Raw genomic sequence first — 16235 nt, 5'->3', positions numbered from 1 at the left:
AAAAACGTAACTGGTAAGGGTCGTCCTTAGTCATTTGTCATTGGTCATTCGTAAGAGTTTCACATACATTTACATTTTGTAACGTATTTCTGTTTATTCACACCGACTTATTTACCAATTTCAAATCTCTTTTCTTGGTGCTCTTGGCGACGCCAGGTACTACAACGGGGGAAACCCGCCTACTTTCTCTGGGTTCACCGCAACGCACTGGCTCGTCTTGGCGGTTAATAATTTTACCATTTAGATAGGACTGCTATATGAATGAAGAAAAGCTTGTAATCAGACACGCTAAAAAAGACGATCTTTCAACTATTATGGAGCTTATTTTACTCAAGGCTGAGTTTGATGGATGTCTCGATTCTTTGGAAGCAACACCTCAGAAACTAGAAGATACAATATTTTGTCAGAAACCTCTTGCGTTTATTTTGTTGGCTGAAATTGATGAAAATGTAATTGGATTTGCAAGCTATCACCAAATCTATTCTACCTTTCTTGCTAAGCCCGGAATTTGGTTGGATGATTTATACATTAAAACTGAATATCGCAATTGTGGAGTTGGGACAGCTTTGATAAATCATTTGTGTCGAATAAATGAAAATTTAGGAGGTGCAAGAATTGATTGGATAGTTAGAGAAAATAATGAACCAGCAGTCAATTTTTACAAAAAAATGGGGGCAAAAATTATTCAACAGGTTAGGTTGTGTCGTCTGGAAAGAGAGGAGATAAAGAACGGATTGACCCTATAGCTACTCCTTTTCTGCTCTAAAATTATCAATTTTTGTAGGTACTATGGGGCACAACAGCAAACGGTGGGCAGTGCCCACCCTACAAAAGTCTGTTGGAAGCGTTTCTACAAAAAATAATAGAACACTTAAACTTTTCTTTGTGTCCTTTGCGCCTTCGTGGTTCAAAAATATTCTATAGTCTGATTTTAGAAAAGTTTATAGAACGGGCATCCCTGCCCGTTCCACAAGATGAAGAGATACTTACTAAAACTCAGCGCTTTCAGGTGTGCGTGGGAAGGGAATCACATCTCTGATATTTCCCATACCTGTCATAAATTGCACGAGTCTTTCAAAACCAAGTCCAAAACCCGCGTGTGGAACAGTACCAAAGCGGCGCAAATCCAGATACCACCACAAGTCTTCTGGTTTCATTCCTTGGGCTTGAATGCGACGTTCAAGAACATCCAAACGTTCTTCTCTTTGAGAACCACCGATGATTTCACCAATTTTGGGTGCAAGGATATCCATTGCAGCAACGGTTTTTTCATCTTCGTCCAAGCGCATATAGAAAGCTTTGATTTGCGCTGGGTAATTGGTGACGATGGTGGGTTTTTTGAAAAGCTGTTCGGAAAGATAGCGTTCGTGCTCTGATTGTAAGTCTAAACCCCAACTGACTGGATATTCAAACTTAACGTCAGCTTTCTCTAATAACTTGATGGCTTCTGTGTAAGTTACACGTTCAAATTCATTATTAATAATATTATCTGCCGTTGCTAGTACGGTATTATCGATACGCTGGTTAAAAAATTCCATGTCTTCGGCACAGGTTTCCATGACATATTTGAAAATATGTTTGAGACACGCTTCAGCTAAATCCATGTCTCCCTTTAAATCGCAGAATGCCATCTCTGGTTCTACCATCCAAAATTCGCGTTTTTCAATTCGTCCCTGAACGATCTTTTCCTTAATGTTTTGCGGTTTGTTGCCCAAGTCATCCCGTCCCATTTCGATGTTCTTTTCCTTTTGGACAACATCACCGGGAATTTCGTCTACGTTGACATATTCAACGTTTGGGCAAGCCGCTATTTGCATGGCGACATTGCGTGCCAGGGCTTGAAGCTGCTCGGTTGCTGCCGCTGATTCACTCTGGCTGGTCAATTCCACCAACACACCGACTCGACCGCCGGTGTGAATGTAACTGTCTATGACTCCCTGAGTGCCTTCTGCCAGAGCAAATTTGCTAAAGCGGCGAACCTGAATGTTTTCACCCAGTTGGGCGATGGTTTGCTTGAGAAAATCTTCGACCTTGATACTTTCATCTTGAATGTAGGGTTGAGTTAACAAAGACTCAACACTGTCAGCAGTCGCTGCTTGTTTTGCCAAGTTCTGAACCAGGGCTTTGAATGAATCATTACGGGCAACAAAATCAGTTTGGCAGTTGACCTCTATGACCACACCAACCTGACCACCAGGTTGAATGTAGTTGTCCACTAGACCTTCTGCCGCAATCCGTCCTGCTCCCTTCTCGGCTTTGGCGATGCCTTTTTGTCGCAGCCACTCGATGGCTTTTTCGATATCACCATCAGTTTGTTGTAGTGCCTTTTTGCAGTCCATCATGCCGGCACCAGTTTTCTGCCGTAGCTCTTGGACGATTTTTGCAGATATTTCCGCCATGTTGCCTCAATTCCTACTTGACTGATAGTTGTGTTTGCTAGGAGTGGTTTTGAGTATCTCTATCTTACCTAAGGGCTGTGCGTAAAAGTATGAAGTATGAAATTTTTTGACTCAATGGGTTTACCAGCTAGCTGGTTGGAAAACCCGCTACGGGTTACTTTCATTGTTCATTTTTTTACCTTCATACTTCATCGCAAAGATTGATTATTCGTCGTCTTCGTCGTCGGGAATCAAAGAGTCAGCATAATCAGTGTCGCTTTCGTCGTAATCGTAGTCGTCCTCAGCGCCTTCGTAATCTTCGTATTCTTCTACATCCAATTGACCGTGACGACCTTCGTATATGGCATCCGCGAGTTTGCCTACTATCAATTTAATTGACCGGATAGCATCATCATTCGCTGGAATTGGAATATCTACCACATCTGGGTCACAGTTAGTATCTAACATGGACACAATGGGAATCGAGAGTTTTTGGCATTCCTGAACTGCGTTGTATTCCCGCCGTTGGTCTACAATAACCACTACATCGGGTACTTTCCGCATGGTTTTGATACCACCCAAATATTTTTGAAGCTTAGCCATTTCCCGACGTAGCATGGAAGCTTCTTTTTTGGGTAGTAAATCGAGAGCGCCACTTTCTTCCCGGCGTTCCAAGTCCTTCAAGCGGTCTACACGAGTTTTGATTGTCGTCCAGTTGGTGAGCATTCCTCCCAACCAACGTTGGTTGATGTAGTGGGCACCACAACGGCTAGCTTCTTGGGCAATAATCCCTGCTGCTTGACGCTTTGTGCCTACAAACAAGAACTTCTTACCCGCCTCGGCTTGCCCTCGCATATAAGTATAAGCCTCTTCCATCAACTGGGCTGTTTGCACCAAATCAATGATATGCACTCCGTTGCGGGAGTAGTGACCTTTAGTACGCGATCGCCACAATACTGCAAGAATTGCCAAAACACCAACAGTCACGTGTAAACCGTGGAAGCCAGTTAATACGTAAAATGCGCTGGCAAACAAATTGGTGGTCAGACCAAATTCTAAGTGGGTATATTCATACACCTGCCCGACTAAGAAGATAATACCCATTGCAGCAGTAATTCCCATCCACAATTGCATTCCTGCCACATTATTCTTTTTAATTGCGGAATCTGCATTGTGAATAACAAAACTGCTAGCAATTAGGTTAATCGTGTTAACTCCAGGTAACAAAAGTTCTAATTCCGGTGTACCTTCAGGAGGCCAAACAGGTAGTGTAGAACGGAAAGCTAAATAGGCTCCGAACAACCCCATAAAAATCATTCCTTCAGCAACCAAAAACATCAGCAAACCAAATACACGATGGTCTGGATGTTCTTCATGATGAGCATCTACGGTTGCTGCATGATGATGATTGAGGTCAGCCTTTGCTGGGTCGATGGTTTGGCTTTGCATTGTGCTCTAGGTATAGATTGTTATGAATGAAATTTTGGATTTTAAATTTTCAATCAAATTTAAAATCCAAAATCTAAAGTTCAAAATCACCAGTTATAAGTCATTACTTTTAACTTTTGACTTTAGAATGGGTGACTTTAATTAGCCTTCTTCCCGATTGGAAGCTATGGATGGATATGGTTCATCAGGGTCGGCACGCAATACCGAACTAGGACCCATAGACTCATTGGGATCGGGATCTTTTAAGGATGGGTTTTGGTTGAGGTTTTCCAAGCCATAGTCATATGGTCCAGTAGCCAAGACAGGTGGCTTATCAAAATTTTCTATAGCTGGCGGTGAGGTCGTCATCCACTCTAAGGTGAGTGCCTTCCAGGGATTATTACCTGCTTTTGGTCCGTACATCCAACTCCAAATCACATTGATGATAAAGGGGAATGTGGAAACTGCCAGGATGTAAGCACCGTAAGTACAGATTTCATTCAGTAATGTCAATTTGGGATCGTACTGTGCGACGCGTCTGTTCATGCCCAGCATTCCCAGTTTATGCATGGGTAAGAAAGTCAGATTCAGACCAACAATTGTGAGAGCAAAATGGACTTGTCCCCAAAACTCGTTCAACATACGCCCTGTCATTTTGGGGAACCAGTGATAGAACGCTGCATAAATGCCCAGAACGCTACCACCAAAAAGCACGTAATGCAAGTGGGCGACCACAAAATAAGTATCGTGGACGTGAATATCAAAGGGTACTGCCGCCAACATAACACCACTGATTCCGCCGATAACAAAGGTGCCGACAAAACCGATGGCGAACAGCATAGCAGTACGCAGGTGGATTTTGCCCCCCCACATAGTACCCAACCAACTGAAAATCTTAATTCCAGTAGGTACGGCAATAATCATGGTGGTAATCATGAAGAACATCCGCAACCAACCAGGAATACCACTGGTAAACATATGGTGCGCCCAAACGATCAGTCCCAAGAAGCTGATGGCCAAACTGGAATAAGCGATCGCTTTATAACCAAAAATTGGCTTGCGAGCATGAACGGGTATCACCTCGGAAATAACTCCGAAGAAGGGCAAAATCATGATGTAAACTGCTGGGTGGGAGTAGAACCCTGTAAACTGTGAGTGGTGGTGTAAATAACATCTATGAAAGCGAACAATCAAACGACAAACTGGGAATAATAGATTCAGCCTAATGCCAATCCGTAACCAGTGAATAGTAACCAGTCACCCATGAACGGAGATAACTGATAACTCATAACTGTTGAATTAGGCTCGTTTGGATTGTTCGTTAAACCCCTGACCACAAAAACGCACTCTTACAGGTTGTATTCAAGTATGTTAGGGTCTTTTTAAACTTGATTATGAATTCAACCGCAACCGTAACAATTCAGGGAGTAAGTTCTATCGGCGTGGAGGCGATATTTCAACTCCTATTTAAGGAGCTTCAGCAGTCAACCAAAGCTTCGGAGCAAAACTGCCGCGATGTGTCAACGCGAATAGCCGCCGAAGTCAACAGAATTTGCAGTGAAAGCAAGCGTATCCAAGCTGCCGGCGCTGTGGAAAACTCTGCAATCACCCTAGCCAAACATCGGCTGCAACAGTGTCTCAGGTACTACGAGTTGGGTTCTAATCGAGGCAGGGTAGAATTACATAGCACCTTAAGTGCGATTATTTATCGCTACATTAATCCTCCTCAAAGACAATTGAGCTATCAAGGAAGGCTCGTCGTCATTGAAGATTTCTTGCAAAGTTTTTACCTTGAATCGTTAAACGCTTTCCGCCGGGAAAACCAACTCACCGTGACTTATCGTCCGCAAACTCTCTTGGAATTGGCGGAGTACATGGCATTTACCGAACGTTATGCCAAAAGAAGGATTCCCCTACCCGGACGTCAGCAACAACTCATTATTCTCAGAGCACAAACATTTTCCCAACAGCAACCGCCAGAAACTTGTGTCGATATAGAACAGGCTGCAGAAGGAAGTGGTAATGAAGCTGATGGTTCCTGGGAAGATCCTGCAGTGCAGCAATTGCGTAGTGCAATGGCGACACAACCAGAACCAGAACCCCAAGAAGATACTTTACGTTCTGTAGTCATTACGGAATTAATGAATTATCTTGAAGAGCGACAACAGTCAGACTGCGCTGACTACTTCTCCTTGCGCCTGCAAGATTTATCAGCACAGGAAATAGAATCGATTTTGGGGCTAACTCCGAGGCAGCGGGATTACTTGCAGCAACGCTTCAAGTACCATTTGATTCGTTTCGCGCTACTGCATCGCTGGGAGTTAGTTCACGAGTGGTTGGAAGCCGATTTACAGACCAATCTCGGATTGACACCACAACAATGGCAAATTTACGTAGCAAAACTGGACGATAAACAGAGGTCTCTATTAGAGTTGAAACAACAGGGATTACCTGATGAAAAGATTGCCAAAACTTTAGGGTTATCAATGGCACAATTGCAAAAACGGTGGTTTAAAATTCTTGAGTATGCTTGGGAAATTCGTAACTCTTTAATATCCGGATCGGGTGCATCTACTCATGAATAGTGACTCAGAATCCTTACAAAACCAGTTGCTAGCTTGGTTATTGGGCGAAACCCAAACGACTGAAGAAGAAAACTTGGTTGATTGTGAGGAAGTTAAGGGGGTAGAAAATCTTGATGAAACAGCCGCCGCTGGCAACGGTGGCGATTTTCGATCGAGACAGTCACCCCAAACCTTTCAACTGGGAGAAACGGAAGCCGCGAATCTTAACTTGATTGTCAATGCGACCTAAAAATTCAATATTACCATCTGGTAAATAGCGGGCTAAGTCACCTGTCTTATAAAGATTTGTTTCCGATTTATAACTGAAAGGATTGGGAATAAAACGTTCAGCAGTTAATTCAGGGCGATTGAAATAACCGCGTGCCAACCCATCCCCACCTATGTATAATTCCCCAACAACGCCAACAGGCACGGGTTGTAAATGGGCATCTAATATATAAATCTGCGTGTTTGTAATGGGACGACCAATGGGAATAGATGTAGCTGATTCCGATACTTCTTCTACGTAGTAATAAGAAGAAAATGTTGTACTTTCTGTAGGTCCATAAACATGAATTAAGTGCTGTGGAGAACCATTTTCGAGAACCTTTTTAACCCATCTCTTATCAACGGTTTCACCACCGAATAATAAGTATCTCAACGAAGCAAAGGCTTGGGGAATATCTCTAGCAATTTGTTGAAATAAGGCAGTGGTGACAAACAAGACGCTAATTGATTTTTGTTGTAGTTGTAATGCAAATTCATGAGGCGAAAGGGTTATATCTTTGCTTATTCCAACAAGCTGAGCACCATTAAGAAGGGCTCCCCAAGTCTCGAATGTTGCTGCATCAAAAGCAGTGTTAGAGGCTTGGGCAATTTTATCGGATGGTTCTAATTTCACATAGTTTATATTGTACACTAGCCGATTGACAGCTTTATGGGTGACCGCCACTCCCTTAGGCTTTCCTGTAGAGCCAGAAGTGTAAATGACATAGGCTAAATTATTACTGTTTGCATCGCTTTTAGGGGTTTCGTTGTTTTCTCCGGCTATAATTTGCCAGTCTTTATCCAGACAAATAATTGGATTTGAGAAACCTTCAAAATGCTTGAGCCACTTTTCCCGTGTTAGCAATACTGAAACTCGTACATCTTTCAGCATGAAATTTAAGCGCTCTTGAGGATAGCTGGGGTCTAATGGGACATAAGCTCCTCCTGCTTTTAAAATGCCCAGCAACCCTACAATAAATTCTAGCGTTCGCTCTACACAAATACCTACCAAAACTTCTTCTCTTACCCCCATCTTTTGTAAATATTGTGCTAGTCGATCGCTGCGATCGCTCAACTCCTGATAGGTTAGAGATGCAACCTGTCTCGTCTCTAAATCTTCAAAGATTAATGCAATGGAATCAGGATGCTGCTCTACCCGTTCTTCAAACAACTGATGGATACACTTATCTTGAGGATAATCAACCCGAGTATTATTCCATTCCACTAATATCTGATGTAGCTCTGCTTCATTTAAAAGCGGTAAATTTGCAACAGGCTTATCTAGATTTGCAACAATACCTGATAACAGTATTTTAAAATGCTTTAGCATCCGGGTAATGGTAGCTCGCTCGAATAAATCTGTGTTGTAAACCATAACACCCCTCAGCCCTTCTGAAAACTCCCACTTTGCCCCCCATAAACTCCGGAAGTCCTCAGAACGCTTCCACAGGTGCAACTCCAAATCAAAGCGCGTTTTTTTAAAGTCAATATTCATAAAGCTAGGCACTAATCCAGGCAATTCTAGCGCCGACATTGGCGCATTCTGAAAACCAAACACCACTTGAACTGCACCCCGGCTTTGATGCCATGTTCTGTATCGCTAAACTCATTGAAATGCTAACCATACAGGAACGTTCTTTAACCTCTGCACGTGCTGAGTTGCCTCGTATCATTCACAAAGCTTATACAGTACGTTGTCCTTGGACGGTTAAAGGAGCGCTAATGCGTTACCTGGTAGAAACTCACCCAGCTCAAAATCTAGAATTGATTGATGGGGTGAAAATCTGTCAGCCCTATGATGACAATTGGGTATTAGTGTTACCTGATGCCAGCGAACCTATAGTACACTTGTATGCAAACAGCAACGATCGCGATTGGGTCGATGATTCTCTAAGACAATACCGCGCCCGCGTACAGGCGTTTGTAGAAAGAGAACAAGAAGCAGTCGCGGCTGAAGTGTAAAAATGTTAGTAGTTAGTGGCTAACTAGCAACCACTAACTACCAACTACTAACTATTAATATCGCGTCATATGTCAGCCACCTCCACCACTCCCAAACTACCTCCTTTAGAAAGCGGCGATCGTCTTACTCGCTTTGAATTCGAGCGAAGATATACCTTAATGCCGCATATTAAAAAAGCTGAATTAATCGAAGGAGTTGTTTACGTGGCTTCACCAGTACGAATTAAAAATCACGGTAGACCCCACGCTCAAGTCATGGGTTGGTTGACAGCTTACTGGGCTGCAACACCAGGAATAGACATGGGTGACAACGCCACAGTACGCCTTGATGCTGATAATGAACCCCAACCAGATGCCTTACTCAGGTTAGAACCAGAAGCAGGCGGCAATTCTCGCATCAGTAATGATGATTATATTGAAGGCGCACCGGAATTGATTGTGGAAGTTGCTGCTTCTAGTGCATCCTACGACTTGAAAGACAAGTTGAACGCCTATCGCCGTAATGGTGTCCAAGAGTACATTGTCTGGCAAATGTACGAAAATCGTTTAGATTGGTTCCGCCTGGAAGAAGGTCGATATGTTGCATTAGAACCAGATGCAGATGGAGTGATTCGCTCTCAAGTTTTCCCCGGCTTGTGGTTAGCAGTCTCAGCTTTGAGAGAGGGAAACTTAGCTGAGGTTTTAGCTGTTTTACAACAAGGGTTGCAGACACCAGAGCATCAAGAATTTTTAAAAAGACTTAATGGTTAGTAGTTATTAGTTAGTAGTTGATAGTTAACCACTAACCACTAACCACTAACCACTATCTACTAACTAATCAAGGAAATATTGCCTGTTCGGTTTCTGGGTCAAAAAAGTGAATTTTCTCTGGTGTTAGAGATAACCACAGTTGTTCTCCAAAGCGTATGAAGCGATCTGGTGGAACTCGTAGTTGAAGTTCCTTGAGGGCAAAACCAGCTTTTTCAAAACCGGGTTCGAGAAGTTTGGTAGAAAGATATGTATCGTTGCCAAGATTCTCTACCAACTCTACTGTTACTGGTAAATTTTTAGTTGCAGGTACGCTTAAAAGTAAGTGTTCTGGACGAATGCCTAAAATCAGGGTTTGCCCGTCGTATCTTTGTAAAGCATTCCCCCAAACCTCTGGTAAGGTGTAACGAAAGTTGCCATTAGTAATCAGTAGGGGAGCATGAAACTCCACAGGAATAAAATTCATTGGTGGTGAGCCAAAAGCAGGTGATGCTATTAAAGATACTATTGACTAAAAGTTAGTCAATAAACCTCTCTAAACAAGAATGTAGAGACGCGCCATGGCGCGTCTTTACAATTTTGTAGCAGAACAGTAGGCACTGCCCATCCTACGCAAGAAAAAGCAGGTGATGCTATTAAAGATACTATTGACTAAAAGTTAGTCAATAAACCTCTCTAAACAAGAATGTAGAGACTCGCCATGGCATAGAGACGCGCCATGGCACGTGTTTACAATTTTTTATTTTTTACCGTGTTCAATGCCAGATGGAGATGTCAAATACCACTGGTTTAATGCTATTCGATGAATTTCCCGCCAGGAAATATTGTGTTTTCTCGCTAATTCCGCGCAGTCTTCGTATTCTGGTTGTACATTGGCAATAGCTTTGTGTGTTTCATTTTCCGTCCATGCGACCTTAACGCGTACTGCACCATATTCAGTTTCTACTTGTTGAATTTCTCGTAAGAGAATGGCACGTTGTTGAGTAGAACGACGAATTCCCAGAGTTGTAGTTTCGCGAAACAAAATCGCTTCACAGCTAGGCAAACTCTCTGGATGGCAAATGACAGTTAACAAAATTCCCGGACGTGACTTTTTCATTCCCACAGACTGAGTGAAGACATCCACCGCACCAGCAGCAAACAAAGTCTCAAATAAGTAGCCAATAGCTTGCGGGTTCAAGTCGTCAATTTGGGTTTCCAGAACTGAGATAGTTTCTAAGGTGGGGCTAGCGGGTAAGTTGGCAACGGATTTTGTAAGGGGTGTAGGGGATGAGCGATTTGTAAGATTCACAGATAACCTATCTGTTGTGTCTGTTTTAGCATCCGCTGCCACTGTTGGTGACGTTGTTTCACCCAACCACAGCCGTAAAATATTAGGGATGGGTAAATTTATGGAACCTGCGCCCAATCCCACCTGTTTGATAGTCATTGGGGGTGGGGAACCAAAGTTTGCAGCAAGGGTTGTGGCAATTGCTGCTCCAGTTGGCGTGACTAATTCCCGTTCAATACCGTTGCTATACACCGGACAACCGCGCATTTCCCATAACTTCAAGACGGCTGGTACTGGTACTGCCATTTGACCGTGTGCTGCCCTTACGGTTCCCCCACCAGTAGGTTGGGGGGAACAGTATAGTAAAGGCAAGTTTTTCTCATTGCTTTCAATCCCCAACCAATCTAATCCCAGGCAAGTGCCTACAATATCTACAATTGCGTCTACTGCACCAACTTCATGAAAATGCACTTTTTCTGGAGGAACGCCATGTACTGCCCCTTCGGCTATTGCTAACTGCTGAAATACTGCCAAACTCCAAGCTTCTGCTCTTGATGGTAACGCAGCTTTCAAAATCATCTCCTCGATTTCTGGAAGGTGGCGTCCGTGATGGTGGCTGTGTTGGGCGTGATGGTGATGGTGTTTGTTGATTAAGTCCACATGAACTTTAGTAGCCTGTTGACCATTACGGTGAACGAGTTCTGCCTTTAACTGGTACTCGTGGTCAATTCCCAACTTGTTCAAGTTTTCGGTTAAGTACTCCACAGGAACACCCAAGCTAACTAAGGTTCCCAAGCACATATCACCAGAAATACCGGCTAGGTAGTGGTCAATGCGGTAAACTTGGCTTTCGTGGCAATATTTTTGGACAACTCGGTTCAGGCTTTGGGCAGAAGCTAAGTCACGACCAAAGGGTTTTTCAATCACCAGACGATGCTTGTACGGGTCTTCTAACATACCCGCATTTCCAAGCTGTTTAATTCCCTCAGCAAAGAATTTTGGTGCAACCGAAAGATAGAAAATTCGATTTCCCCTTGTTCCGCGTTTTTCGTCTAATTCAGTTAATAACCTGTTCAGTTTCTGATAGCTTTCGGGGTTGTCCATGTCCCCGGAACAGTAATACAAACCTTGGGCGAAATCTTGCCACAGCTCTTCTGGTCCAAGCCCATCAGAAAACTCCTCAATACCCTGCCGCATCTGTTCGCGGAAGTAATCGTGAGTCCAGTCTCTCCGCGCTACACCAACTATAGTGGTTTCGGGGGGAATGCGCCGTTCTTTGCGTAATTTGTAAAGTGCTGGCACGAGTTTACGCTGAGTTAAATCGCCAGAAGCACCATAGATAACTACGATCTGAGGTTCGGGCATCCGTTGCTGTTGTAAACCAACCCGCAACGGATTTTCTGTAAGTGTGACCATAATAAGTTTGGATTTTGGACGTGAATTTTGCTGTTAACAAGTGACGGAAAAAGGATGAAGCATGAAGTATAATGTACGAAATTTTTACCCTTTATCCTTCATCCTTTATGCTTTCTACACAGGTGACAATTTTCTCACCTTAGTTTCTAAGGATTTCATCAGCGATTCAAAGGGTTTGACAAACTTATCAATTCCTTCGACAAGCAGTTCATCCATCACAGCATTGATATCGATGTTGATGTCTGGGTCTTTGAGGCTTTCTATCAGTTGGTAAGCTTCTTCTACCCCTGTTTCAACGCGAGGTGCTACATGGCAGTGGTCAGCACAAGCTTCAATAGTCGCTGGTGGTAGAGTGTTAACGGTTTCAAAACCGATCAACTCATCGACATACATCACGTCGCTGTAGTTGGGGTCTTTGGTGCTGGTGCTTGCCCACAGTAGGCGCTGTACTTTAGCACCTTTTGCTACCAGTGCTTTCCATCGCTCGTCGTTGATAATCTTCTTATACTCTTGATAAGCAATTTTTGCGTTAGCGATCGCTACTTTTCCTTTAATAGCTTTGAGTTTAGCTTCTACGGTAAGGTCATCAACACCTTTTTTCAATTTAGCATCAATTTTACCGTCAATGTTGCTATCGATTCGACTGAGGAAAAAGCTAGCAACAGAGGCAATTTTCTGAATATCCTTACCTTCTGCTGCGCGTTTTTCTAAGCCACGAATATATGCCCAAGCTGTATTGATGTAGCTTTGAACGGAGAATAACAGGGTAACGTTAACGCTGATTCCTTCGTATATCGCTTGCTCGACGGCTGGTAAACCTGCATCTGTACCGGGAATTTTAATCATGACATTTTCTCGACCAATTTCCTGGTAGTAGCGGCGGGCTTCTTTAATTGTAGCCTCAGTATCATGAGCAATGGTTGGTGGGACTTCTATGCTTACATAACCATCTAATCCTTGAGTTGCATCATAAATGGGGCGTAACATATCACATGCGTTACGGATAGTCCATCAGCGCCCGGTGCAAAGCCTGCATATTCGTGTAGGTTACAAGTTCAAGACGCATATAGTGTTTGCTAAAAATTGTGCGTAAGCCATCTATCAGTTGCCCAAAATGGCTTTTATTGTCTTTTGCCTTGCTTGACGTATCTTCGAGTACCCCAAGACGCATGACCAGCGATGAACGCACTGCAACCGCGTATAGAGTAATGGCAAGCATGGTACCCACCAATGCTTCAGTCAAAGCAACATCCGCTGCTCCCAAAATCGCGTATATCATTGCCGCTACCGCTCCCAAAATGCCACGGATAACTAGGGCATGGTATGGATTGACCTGAAATACCACCATACAAGCAGCCAACGGCAGCAGCGGGATCATTACATATAGATAGAGATCGTTCACGGTCAGTCACCCCTATTACTGGAACAGTAAGCCAACACATACCCCAGCACTGTATTCCAAATCGCCAAGGAAATAATGGCGAGGATGAGCAGTGGCCATTTGCTGGGTATCTTCAACAGCAGCCCGAAGGCGATACTCATTGAGCCGAGGGTATCCGCAACCGAAAGACTATGGAGCTTGAACAATACCGATCGCTTGCCGAGCAGGTGAGAGGTTCCCCAAAACCAGAAGGCGATCCCCAGACCAATGCAGGTATAACTAATTATGTCTATCATAGGTTAATTCAATACATCGCTCATTCGTTTGAGTACATGAGCAAGCAGCATCAATGCCGCATTACCCACACTTAGGATAATGACCCCGACAACACCGACCATCCAATCATCGCGCAGGACGGATACGACCAGAATGATAATTGATGTCTTGCTCGCTATACTTGAAAATGCCAGCATCTTTTGCCAGACATTATTCCCCCTACACACCTCGTAGATGGGTATGAGCAGGGCTAGAATCATTGCGATCGTGACCAGGTTCAGATTCATACCTTTTTCTTCCTCCGTTGAACCCGATGTACTTCATACCAGCCATCTTCGTGGTATTTCAAGACAATGGTCTTTGGCGTAAAGGTAATCAGGAATATATCCAGGAATATAAGACCGGGTGTGCGTCCTGGTTTGACTCGTTCCATCTTGATATCTTCATGCTTGTGGGGACGGAAGATGATTTCAAATGCCTCAACATACGCCTGAGGAATTGCCACAAGGATCTCACCGAGTACACGCAGCCAATCTTTTAATGCTTCCGGGGCTTTTTGACGACCCGGTAGTAGGAGTGCGATGCTTACGCCAATTATGATATTTGCCACACTGAAATCGGCAGTGAGCAGAAACCATATAGCCAGTCGCAATATTAGATGAACCCCAAAAAAAACGGTAGTGCAATCCAGGCGATCGTAATGGTACTCATGGTGTATTATTCTTCTCAATCTCGTTACTTTCTAAGGTCGGATTATCCCGTGCCAGCTTCATGACACCGACCAACATTAATGCCTGAATTGAAAATCCGATCACGATCGCCGTCAATATAACCGCTTGAGGAACCGGATCGGCGTATGCAGTATTTTTGACTTTTGAAATAATTGGTGTGAACAAGCCATCTCTTGATGCAATCAGCACATAATAGGCGATAACCCCCGTGCTCATGACAACAAGAAAGGCGATCGCTCAACCAGACTTTTTCTCTCTCAGACAACAAGAATACGTTGTCTGTTTCTATAGTTTCAACAGAGTAACAAGGATTGAATTGGGGTTTAAGTTCCATTGTTCGTTATTAGTTTTTTGTTTACTAATCCCAGTGGAATTCTAGCGCAATACGGTTCAGTTAACATGATAAGAGCATCACAATTAGGCTTGATACAAAAGTTGAGAAGAACTTATCGTAGAATCAATCAAACAAGAACTAAGAACTTGAATCATGTAACTATCGTCCATAGCAGCCTGTTTCATTTTTTGTTTGAGACTGGTTTGTATGTCTGTTCTTGGTTGAGGGCATTGAGAACCAGAACTTATCTTTTGATAGGCTTTTTAGGAGTTCAAGCGATTGGGCTTTCGCGGAGCTTGCGATTTGCGCTCAGCCCACTGCCCTTCAGGCAATCACTTAATATAGTGTTAATAAATGGATATTAATGCGATGATTTCATGGTTTATTGACATTGAGAGCTTCTTGTTGACAAGATGTGTTTGCCCTGTTCATCACCGCCTTAATTATTATCATTCTTGATAAAATGGTGTTTCTTGTTTTTTGGGACAATTCATTTTCTAAAACTCTCTGAAATAATTAGCTTTGCTTATAAAATAATTTTTTAGAACAGTGTATTGATAAATACATTTAATTAGACAAGAGCCCGAATCTTAGTCTTTTCCCTACCATGATTGTGCAAAGCGCAGTACCAAAAGCAACCGTACTCATTTTTCAGTTTACTGAAACTAGATAAGGGTTTCAAATCTAATTTTGTGTAATTAATTTTGATTAACTACTTAACATTCTTTTATCACTCTCATGATAAGATAACATACTTGTAGAGAAGGTTTCAAAAGCCTTAATTTCAGCTATTTACTTAGAAAATCAACTTTCAACCCCTGGGCAGATTTAAACTTAGAAAATTGGATTAATTTTTCTTTTAGCAGAATGATGGAAGCTGTCCGCGAGCGATAAGAGTGCTCGTGATGGTGGAGCGTTAAAAAACTTCTTCCTTTACTTCCCTCAGCATAGCAGCCGTTTGCCTTCTGTTTTATCAAGCGTGACACTCGCCTGTAATCTCTATGAACCTTAATTGTCTCTTTGAGATTGTTGACCGCCTGCTAATTGAGAACCACAATCGCCCCCTTAATTCCACAGAAAACCTGATTCTGCAAGGTATTTGGCAGTATAAAACTTATAACCAAATGGCGATAGAGGCAGGTTATAGTCCTGGCTACTTTACCAATGTCGTTGCCCCAGAGTTGTTTGCCCGACTCTCCGAGGTCATTGGTCAGCGTGTGACGAAGAAAAACTGTCGAGTGCTGCTGGAGTCTTATGCCATCACTAAAGCAACCCCAAAAACAGAACCTTTGAGACAAGACCTGATGCAATTCCTCCCTACAGTTAATCAGGATACGCCACCTTGTTACCCCAGTGGCTCAGTTCCTCTTGACTCTCCCTTTTACCTCGAACGTTCTTTCCTTAAAGAGCAAGTTTATCAAGAAATTGGCAAACCAGGAGCGTTAATCAGGATTAAGGCTCCCAGAGAAATGGGCAAAACT

At 43.1% G+C, this 16235-nt stretch carries 11 protein-coding genes and 10 pseudogenes; 7 read left to right on the top strand and 14 right to left on the bottom strand.

Annotation, left to right across the window (positions count from 1 at the left end; translation table 11 throughout):
• Nucleotides 1–257: 257 nt before the first annotated feature.
• The gene (locus tag ACYRY3_RS01335; RefSeq protein ID WP_460200027.1) at nt 258–746 is read left to right on the top strand and encodes an N-acetyltransferase family protein; all 489 of its coding nucleotides are present in this window, start codon (nt 258–260) and stop codon (nt 744–746) included.
• 243 nt (nt 747–989) lie between these two features.
• Here ACYRY3_RS01335 and asnS read toward each other — a convergent pair.
• The 5 pseudogenes from asnS to ACYRY3_RS01310 all read right to left on the bottom strand — a co-directional run.
• Nucleotides 990–1655 (bottom strand): annotated as a pseudogene (asnS, locus tag ACYRY3_RS01330) (asparagine--tRNA ligase); the annotation flags it as partial.
• Nucleotides 1656–2399 (bottom strand): annotated as a pseudogene (gene tsf, locus ACYRY3_RS01325) (translation elongation factor Ts); the annotation flags it as partial. It lies immediately after the preceding pseudogene.
• 204 nt (nt 2400–2603) lie between these two features.
• Nucleotides 2604–3302, bottom strand: a pseudogene (gene rpsB / locus ACYRY3_RS01320) (30S ribosomal protein S2); the annotation flags it as partial.
• Nucleotides 3297–3827, bottom strand: a pseudogene (locus ACYRY3_RS01315) (cytochrome c oxidase subunit 3); the annotation flags it as partial. The pseudogenes ACYRY3_RS01315 and rpsB, both read right to left, overlap by 6 nt.
• Before the next feature lie 141 nt (nt 3828–3968).
• Nucleotides 3969–4946: pseudogene (locus tag ACYRY3_RS01310) on the bottom strand (cytochrome c oxidase subunit I); the annotation flags it as partial.
• A gap of 254 nt (nt 4947–5200) precedes the next feature.
• Between ACYRY3_RS01310 and hetZ the strand changes: the two are divergent.
• On the top strand, nt 5201–6391 hold the full coding sequence (hetZ, locus tag ACYRY3_RS01305) for a heterocyst differentiation protein HetZ (protein WP_460200026.1): 1191 nt from the start codon (nt 5201–5203) through the stop codon (nt 6389–6391).
• Nucleotides 6384–6620, top strand: a complete 237-nt coding sequence (locus ACYRY3_RS01300) for a hypothetical protein (RefSeq protein WP_460200024.1) — start codon at nt 6384–6386, stop codon at nt 6618–6620. Before hetZ ends, ACYRY3_RS01300 begins: the two co-directional genes overlap by 8 nt.
• Here ACYRY3_RS01300 and ACYRY3_RS01295 read toward each other — a convergent pair.
• A complete protein-coding gene (locus ACYRY3_RS01295) occupies nt 6552–8171 on the bottom strand; it encodes a non-ribosomal peptide synthetase (RefSeq protein ID WP_460200023.1) in 1620 nt (539 codons plus the stop codon). The genes ACYRY3_RS01300 and ACYRY3_RS01295 overlap by 69 nt on opposite strands.
• Nucleotides 8172–8200: 29 nt before the next feature.
• Between ACYRY3_RS01295 and ACYRY3_RS01290 the strand changes: the two are divergent.
• Nucleotides 8201–8599, top strand: a pseudogene (locus tag ACYRY3_RS01290) (mannose-1-phosphate guanylyltransferase); the annotation flags it as partial.
• 69 nt (nt 8600–8668) lie between these two features.
• Complete coding sequence (locus ACYRY3_RS01285) at nt 8669–9349, top strand: Uma2 family endonuclease (protein ID WP_460200022.1); 681 nt, start codon at nt 8669–8671, stop codon at nt 9347–9349.
• A gap of 67 nt (nt 9350–9416) precedes the next feature.
• Here ACYRY3_RS01285 and ACYRY3_RS01280 read toward each other — a convergent pair.
• From ACYRY3_RS01280 to ACYRY3_RS01260, 5 genes and pseudogenes are all read right to left on the bottom strand, one after another.
• Nucleotides 9417–9827 (bottom strand): annotated as a pseudogene (locus ACYRY3_RS01280) (TOBE domain-containing protein); the annotation flags it as partial.
• 258 nt (nt 9828–10085) lie between these two features.
• Nucleotides 10086–12032, bottom strand: coding sequence for a nickel pincer cofactor biosynthesis protein LarC (larC, locus tag ACYRY3_RS01275; protein WP_460200021.1), 1947 nt, complete (start codon nt 12030–12032; stop codon nt 10086–10088).
• Between the two features lie 114 nt (nt 12033–12146).
• Nucleotides 12147–13037: pseudogene (gene tal / locus ACYRY3_RS01270) on the bottom strand (transaldolase); the annotation flags it as partial.
• Nucleotide 13038: 1 nt separating this feature from the next.
• Nucleotides 13039–13434, bottom strand: a pseudogene (locus ACYRY3_RS01265) (DUF4040 domain-containing protein); the annotation flags it as partial.
• A gap of 2 nt (nt 13435–13436) precedes the next feature.
• Entirely contained in the window at nt 13437–13670 is a 234-nt protein-coding gene (locus tag ACYRY3_RS01260) for a monovalent cation/H(+) antiporter subunit G (RefSeq protein WP_460200029.1), read from the bottom strand.
• Here ACYRY3_RS01260 and ACYRY3_RS01255 point away from each other — a divergent pair.
• On the top strand, nt 13605–13784 hold the full coding sequence (locus ACYRY3_RS01255; RefSeq protein ID WP_460200030.1) for a hypothetical protein: 180 nt from the start codon (nt 13605–13607) through the stop codon (nt 13782–13784). The genes ACYRY3_RS01260 and ACYRY3_RS01255 overlap by 66 nt on opposite strands.
• Here the strand turns inward: ACYRY3_RS01255 and ACYRY3_RS01250 are convergent.
• The 3 genes and pseudogenes from ACYRY3_RS01250 to ACYRY3_RS01240 all read right to left on the bottom strand — a co-directional run.
• The gene (locus tag ACYRY3_RS01250) at nt 13713–13976 is read right to left on the bottom strand and encodes a hypothetical protein (RefSeq protein WP_460200019.1); all 264 of its coding nucleotides are present in this window, start codon (nt 13974–13976) and stop codon (nt 13713–13715) included. The two genes, ACYRY3_RS01255 and ACYRY3_RS01250, sit on opposite strands and share 72 nt — an antisense overlap.
• Nucleotides 13973–14410, bottom strand: a complete 438-nt coding sequence (locus tag ACYRY3_RS01245) for a cation:proton antiporter (RefSeq protein WP_460200028.1) — start codon at nt 14408–14410, stop codon at nt 13973–13975. Before ACYRY3_RS01245 ends, ACYRY3_RS01250 begins: the two co-directional genes overlap by 4 nt.
• Nucleotides 14397–14639 (bottom strand): annotated as a pseudogene (locus ACYRY3_RS01240) (cation:proton antiporter subunit C); the annotation flags it as partial. The pseudogene ACYRY3_RS01240 and the gene ACYRY3_RS01245, both read right to left, overlap by 14 nt.
• 1116 nt (nt 14640–15755) lie before the next feature.
• On the opposite strand from ACYRY3_RS01240, the gene ACYRY3_RS01235 reads away from it, so the two are divergent.
• The coding region (locus tag ACYRY3_RS01235) for an AAA-like domain-containing protein (protein ID WP_460200017.1) at nt 15756–16235 on the top strand (480 nt) is incomplete at its 3' end.

The sequence above is a fragment of the Scytonema sp. NUACC21 genome, assembly GCF_054684315.1.
This window is presented reverse-complemented; position numbering and strand designations above follow the sequence as displayed.